This window comes from Okeania sp. SIO2B9, assembly GCF_010672505.1.
GTDB lineage: Bacteria > Cyanobacteriota > Cyanobacteriia > Cyanobacteriales > Microcoleaceae > Okeania > Okeania hirsuta.
This window is the reverse complement of record NZ_JAAHGK010000404.1, coordinates 1-5,674: the sequence shown is the minus strand read 5'-3', so window position 1 is coordinate 5,674 and position 5,674 is coordinate 1. Positions and strand designations below refer to the sequence as shown.

General features: G+C 35.3%; 4 protein-coding genes and 1 pseudogene. 4 read left to right on the top strand and 1 reads right to left on the bottom strand.

Annotation, left to right across the window (positions count from 1 at the left end):
* Positions 1-164 precede the first annotated feature (164 nt).
* Positions 165-2,582: a tetratricopeptide repeat protein gene (locus F6K13_RS15525; protein ID WP_287287797.1), complete on the bottom strand. Its 2,418-nt coding sequence runs from the start codon at positions 2,580-2,582 to the stop codon at positions 165-167.
* Positions 2,583-3,008: 426 nt separating this feature from the next.
* On the opposite strand from F6K13_RS15525, the pseudogene F6K13_RS15520 reads away from it, so the two are divergent.
* The 4 genes and pseudogenes from F6K13_RS15520 to F6K13_RS15500 form a co-directional block, all read left to right on the top strand.
* Positions 3,009-3,191, top strand: a pseudogene (locus F6K13_RS15520) (transposase); the annotation flags it as partial.
* A gap of 110 nt (positions 3,192-3,301) precedes the next feature.
* On the top strand, positions 3,302-3,787 hold the full coding sequence (locus F6K13_RS15515; protein WP_240039145.1) for a hypothetical protein: 486 nt from the start codon (positions 3,302-3,304) through the stop codon (positions 3,785-3,787).
* A gap of 135 nt (positions 3,788-3,922) precedes the next feature.
* The gene (locus F6K13_RS15510) at positions 3,923-4,222 is read left to right on the top strand and encodes a zinc ribbon domain-containing protein (protein ID WP_338043243.1); all 300 of its coding nucleotides are present in this window, start codon (positions 3,923-3,925) and stop codon (positions 4,220-4,222) included.
* A 266-nt stretch (positions 4,223-4,488) separates the two neighbouring features.
* A partial coding sequence (locus F6K13_RS15500; RefSeq protein ID WP_353735669.1) for a glycosyltransferase occupies positions 4,489-5,674 on the top strand: 1,186 nt, incomplete at its 3' end.

The window sequence follows — 5,674 nt, the reverse complement described above, 5'->3', positions numbered from 1 at the left end:
GGGGAGTAGGAGAGTAGTAAAAATAAGAATAATTAACAATAACTGGCGTGCTAATTATCAAAAAATTTATTCAGCCTGTGTTAATTACTTAATAGTTGAAGTATCACTTAAGCATAGCATTCTTTTTTCAAATTGGTATAAGACATGAAGTGGCGTGTCGAAGACTATCCATAAGCAATTTTTCCTTTTATCTCATTCAGTTGTTTTATCAGTTGATTGAATTCTAATTTTTCTGATAATTCTGAAAGAAAAGCCTCCATTTGATTCTGCCATTCGCTACTATTTTCTGCATGGAGTTTCAACCAATTATCATGTATCCAAGTTTGTAATTTATCAATTCCCTCTCCTTGACAAATATGAACAGTAAGTTGCTGCTGATTCAGAAGGAATATATAGGTATTATTTCTAGTTGAATAAAAATCTATAATGGCAGTTTGTTTATCCTTTACTAACTGCTGAATCTCTGAAAAACTCAGATATGTCACTTGTAACTGTTCCGCTAGTACGCGATCGCTATTCCAAATTTTTTGCCAAATTTTTTGCTGTTTTTCTTTCAATAAAGCAATCTTTTCTTGATTCTCTGATTTAATTTCTTTGATGCTAAATCTACTTCCCACTGTAATTGGTTTATTAATTCTAGTAGTATCAAAATTGAGCTGATTAATTTGTTGTTGTAGATCATAATATTCTTCTACTTCTGCTGGTTTTTCCTCATTTTTATAAATATCGTTTATCATCATTAACTCTACTAAACGACGAGAACGAGAAGCTTCTACATATTCTAATGCTTGTTCATATTCCTCAATCTTGACATAACATTCGACTATGTTCCCATACATATAAATTGATTCAGCTAACATCTCTTTGTAAGATATTTCGGTATTTGCCAAACTTTGAGTTGTTTCTAGCAACTTAATTGCTATTTGATAACTTTCAATAGCAAGTTGCCAATTTTCATTTTGAAATCCTAAATCGCCTAATTTACGATAAATTTGTAGACATTCAAGTGGAAAACTTTCTACAGTAAAAATATTTAATGCTTGTTGATATGCTGTAATTGCTAGTTCAATATTTTGATAAAAATCAGCAATATTTTCTATATTTTCTATGACTTTATTTTCTCTAACTTTATAACTATAAGCATCACCAAGATTTTTTTGAATAATTCCCCACCATAAAGCAAATTTTTCTGGATTAATAACTTGCAGCACTTGTTGATAAACTACAATTGATAGTTCAATATTTTCGATTATTTCTGCTGTATCTCGGTGGAGGTAAGCAGTGCCCAGATTTATGGAAATTATTACCCAATCTAATAGAGAATCAATAGGAGTAATTTCTGTTAATGCTTGTTGATAAGCTGTAATAGCTAATTCAATATTTTTGCTTTTTTGTCCTATAAATCTATTTAAGTAAGCAATGCCCAGATTTTTTTGAATATTTGCCCACTGGTAAGGTTTATTTTCCCTATTAATAATTTTTAATGCTTGCTGATAAGCTGTAATTGCTTGCTCAATATTTTTCTCTACATTTTCTGTCATTCTATTTAGATAGGCATTACCAAGATTGCTTTGAGTTACTGCCCAGTCTAAAGAATTTTTTTCCCGATCAATCATTTGTAATGCTTTTTGGTAAGCATTTATTGCTAATTCAATATTATCGCCGACTTTTCCTGTAATTCTTGTTAAGTAGGTATTAGCTAAATTATTTTGAATAGTTGCCCATTGTTGGGGAAAATTTTCTTGGGTAATAATTTCCAATGCTCTTTCATAAGCGATTATTGATTGTTCAATATTTTTGGCTTTATCTCCTTCAATTCTATGACTATAAGCATTACCTAAGTTACTTTGAATTCTTGCCCAGTCTTGGGGGATATCTTCTCGATCTATTAATTTTAATGCTGATTGATAAATTTCTATTACCTGCTCAATATTTACAGATTTATCTCCATAAATTCTGTTGAGGTAAGCAGTGCCAAGATTGTTGATAATGCTTACCCAGTTATGAGTTTTATAAGCATTATTGTATACAGTTAATGCTGTTTTATATCCCGTAATTGCTATTTCTAAGTTATCTGCTTTATCCCCAAGAGTAAACTCTTGTATCTGGTTACTGAAGTTAACTATATCTGCAGCAATACTATGAGCTTCTTCTGGTTTAATTTCTACTAAGGTTGAAGTTGCCCAAGTTTGTAAGGTTTCTACTAAACCTTGGTCTAATTTGTTGAGGTTTTCTTGCAAAATAGGGTGAATAATTTGAGGATTGTTTTTGCTTTCGTGGGTTGCTTGTAATACCTGGGTTAAGAATTCTAAATATTCTAAAGGGGTTGCTGTTGCTGAGGTGTTTTCTGTAATTGAAATGTCTAATTTTTCTGATAGTTCTACTGCAAAGGTGAGTAATAGTTCTTGAGCTTCCTCGTTCCCTTTTTCTGCTGATGTCTGTGCCATCATTATTATTGTTTGGAGTAATCCTTTATCTAGTAATTTTTGGTTAGTTGCTAGGATTTTATCTTTTCTTTCTGTGGGGCTATTTAATAGTTGTTGAATTAGATTTATATAGGCTTGGATGCGGTTTTGATTCATCTTTATATATACTTTTTGTCTACCTACTAATACTTAGGTAGTACAGTTAAGTGACTCTAAAATCCGTAGAATCTATTGTTATGCTTAAAACTTTTGGTTTGGGTTGACCTAGTGGGTGTATTAATATTGAATCAAAAGTCAAGTATATAGGCATAATTACCAACTTAGAATAAGTATATCATTATTTTCTGATTTTTCAGCAGATTACGATTTTTGTCGATTTTTTTTTAAATTAAAAATCAAAAACTCATAATAATTATATCTGTTTGAAAAATTATGTATGAGTATGAGAGGATAATTTTTCCGATCTTAATATCAAGTCTGGGGAAATAAGTAGGAAGATTGTTCAATTAACTCAAATCCACTGTTGATCTTTTTAGTCATCAATCGATCTTGTCATATAAACTCGCTATTGTTAACAGAACTGAAAAAGGGTTTAAAGTTTTACCTAGACGTTGGGTAGTGGAAAGAACTTTTGCTTGGTTAGGCCGTAATCGTAGACTTTCTAAAGATTATGAAGAATATTCTCGCAACAGCGAAGCCTTTATTCATATTTCAATGATTAGTTTAATGCTCAAACGTTTAGCGATCGCTACTAATACTTCATAATTATTTACAAACAGCCTCTTAGAGATCCGAAAAATCCCCTATAATAAAAAAAAACGCTGCTAGCTAAACACACTGGCGTAGCTCGTCACGCTTGGAATTGGGGATTATGGTTGACTAGGAACATCCTTAATCACAATTTCAATAATCCTGAAAGTAAACTTAAATTTCCCACATCTATCGACCTGCATAAACTTTTAGTAGCAATGGTTAAACCTAAAAACTATTGGTACTACGAGGTTTCTAAAACAGCGCCTCAATATGCTTTGAGGTATTTGTCCGTTGCTTGGAAACGCTGCTTTAGCAAAGTTTCTGGTCAACCTAAATTCAAGAAAAAAGGTAGGGATGATAGTTTTACTCTAGATGGCTCAATATCGGTAGGCTTTAATCACATAAAATTACCAAGAATTGGATGGATAAAAACTTTTGAAATCTTGCCAGATCATGTTACTCCTAAATCTGTAACTATAACTAAAAAAGCCGATCGTTGGTTCATTAGCTTCAAGATAGAAACAGAACCTCAAGTCACTGAGAAATCAGTTGATGTAGTTGGTGTAGATTTGGGTGTGAAATCACGCTTCTTCACTCTCAACTGGTGAAGTATTTCCAGGAGCTAAATCCTATAGAAAGTTAGAAGCTAAACTTTCGCTTGTTGCAATACTTGAATCGAAATAAAGTCAAGTTTTCTAATAACTGGAAAAAAGCACAGCTAAAAATAGCGAGACTACACACTAATGTTGCTGACATCAGAAAAGATACATTGCATAAACGTGCCTACTTATTTGGCGAAAAACCACAGCCAGATAGTAATAGAAGACCTTAATGTATCAGGTATGATGGCTAATCACAAGCTAGCTAAGGCTGTTGGTGATATGGGTTTTTATGAGTTTCGTAGACAGCTAGAGTACAAGTGTGAGTTATATGGTTCATCCTTAACCATTGTGGATAGATGGTTTCCTAGTTCTAAAACCTGCAGTAGGTGTGGAACTGAATCGCGAGTCTCTGTCTTTATCGGAGCCTGTATTCAACTGTGAACACTGCAATTTTAGCTGTGATTGCTCCGCAGCGCTAGCGCGAACGAGACTTAAATGCAGCGTTAAATTTAGCTATGGCGGTCAGTTTGCTCCGCAACGCTAACGCGAACGACCGTGACAGCTTGTGGACTGGATAACGCCGACGTTGCCAGATTGAAGCAAGAATAGAACAGATTATTTATAGAAAATCATAGATTTATATAGATAATCATAGGTTTCTAAGAACGGATGTTTAACTGGGCAAAGTCACTCGGGAACTAAATTGCATGGCTTTCTATCTTAACTTAATGAAATGTACCATCACCGGAGAGCCTTATCAAATCTACGGCTATAAAGGCAAGCAGGTACGCGACAACATCCACAGCTATGACAATGTCGCTAATCTAATAGCAATCGAACTTTCACTTTTATTTAGTTTTTTTGTCTATCGGATTTGGGTTTGGCCGGGGGGCAGTTGGACATTTAGAGAAGTTTTCTGGCGACAACTTCCCCTCTACCATGTTTCTGCAGGAACTGCTGTGGTGGCTCGTATATTCTTGGTCTTTCCTCTCTTAGATTGGTGGGGGGTTAATTACGCAATTAATACCTTAGTTGGGGTATTAATCAATGCTACTCTTAACTATGTAATTAGCGATAACTTAGTCTTTAAAACTCCGGTTAAACATTCTCATGCTCAGCGACAAGCAGATTTTTCCTCAGAAATCTATTACCCAGAGGGATTGGCTCCGGCACTGGCCCATAGCTGTTCTTTACCAAAACCACCACGAGCGGAAACATCCAAAAGGATTAAGGTTTTCTCCATTGTGATTCCGGCTCACAACGAAGAAGGTTGCATTGTAACCACCGTTCAATCTATCAGCCAACTTCTAGAAGCAGAAAAGATTGCTTACGAAATTTTGGTGGTCAATGACAACAGTCGCGATCGCACGGAAGCCTTGTTAAGGCAGCTAAGTGCTCAAAACAGCAAGGTGCGCTACATTAATAACTATTACCCTAACGGCTTTGGCTTTGCCATTCGCTGCGGTTTAGAGAATTTTCTAGGAGACGGGGTAGCCATCGTGATGGCAGATAGTTCGGATGCGCCAGAAAATATTGTAGATTACTATTACAAGCTGCAAGAAGGCTACGATTGCGTGTTCGGTTTTAGGTTTATCAGGGGAGGTAAAGTTATTGACTACCCCACCCACAAGTTAATGGTGAACCGCCTCGCCAATTTATTCATTTCAGTTCTCTTTGGCTTAAAGTTCAATGATACTACCAATGCCTTTAAAGCTTACCGGCGAGAAGTAATTGAAGGAATTTCTCCCCTGCTGTCTCACCACTTTAACTTAACGGTAGAAATGCCCCTTAAGGCGATCGCACGGCAATATTCCTACACAACCATGCCCATCTCTTTCAGCTTTAACTTGGATAATCCCGTAGTGCGGTTGCGCCAAGTAATGGGCATGGTTG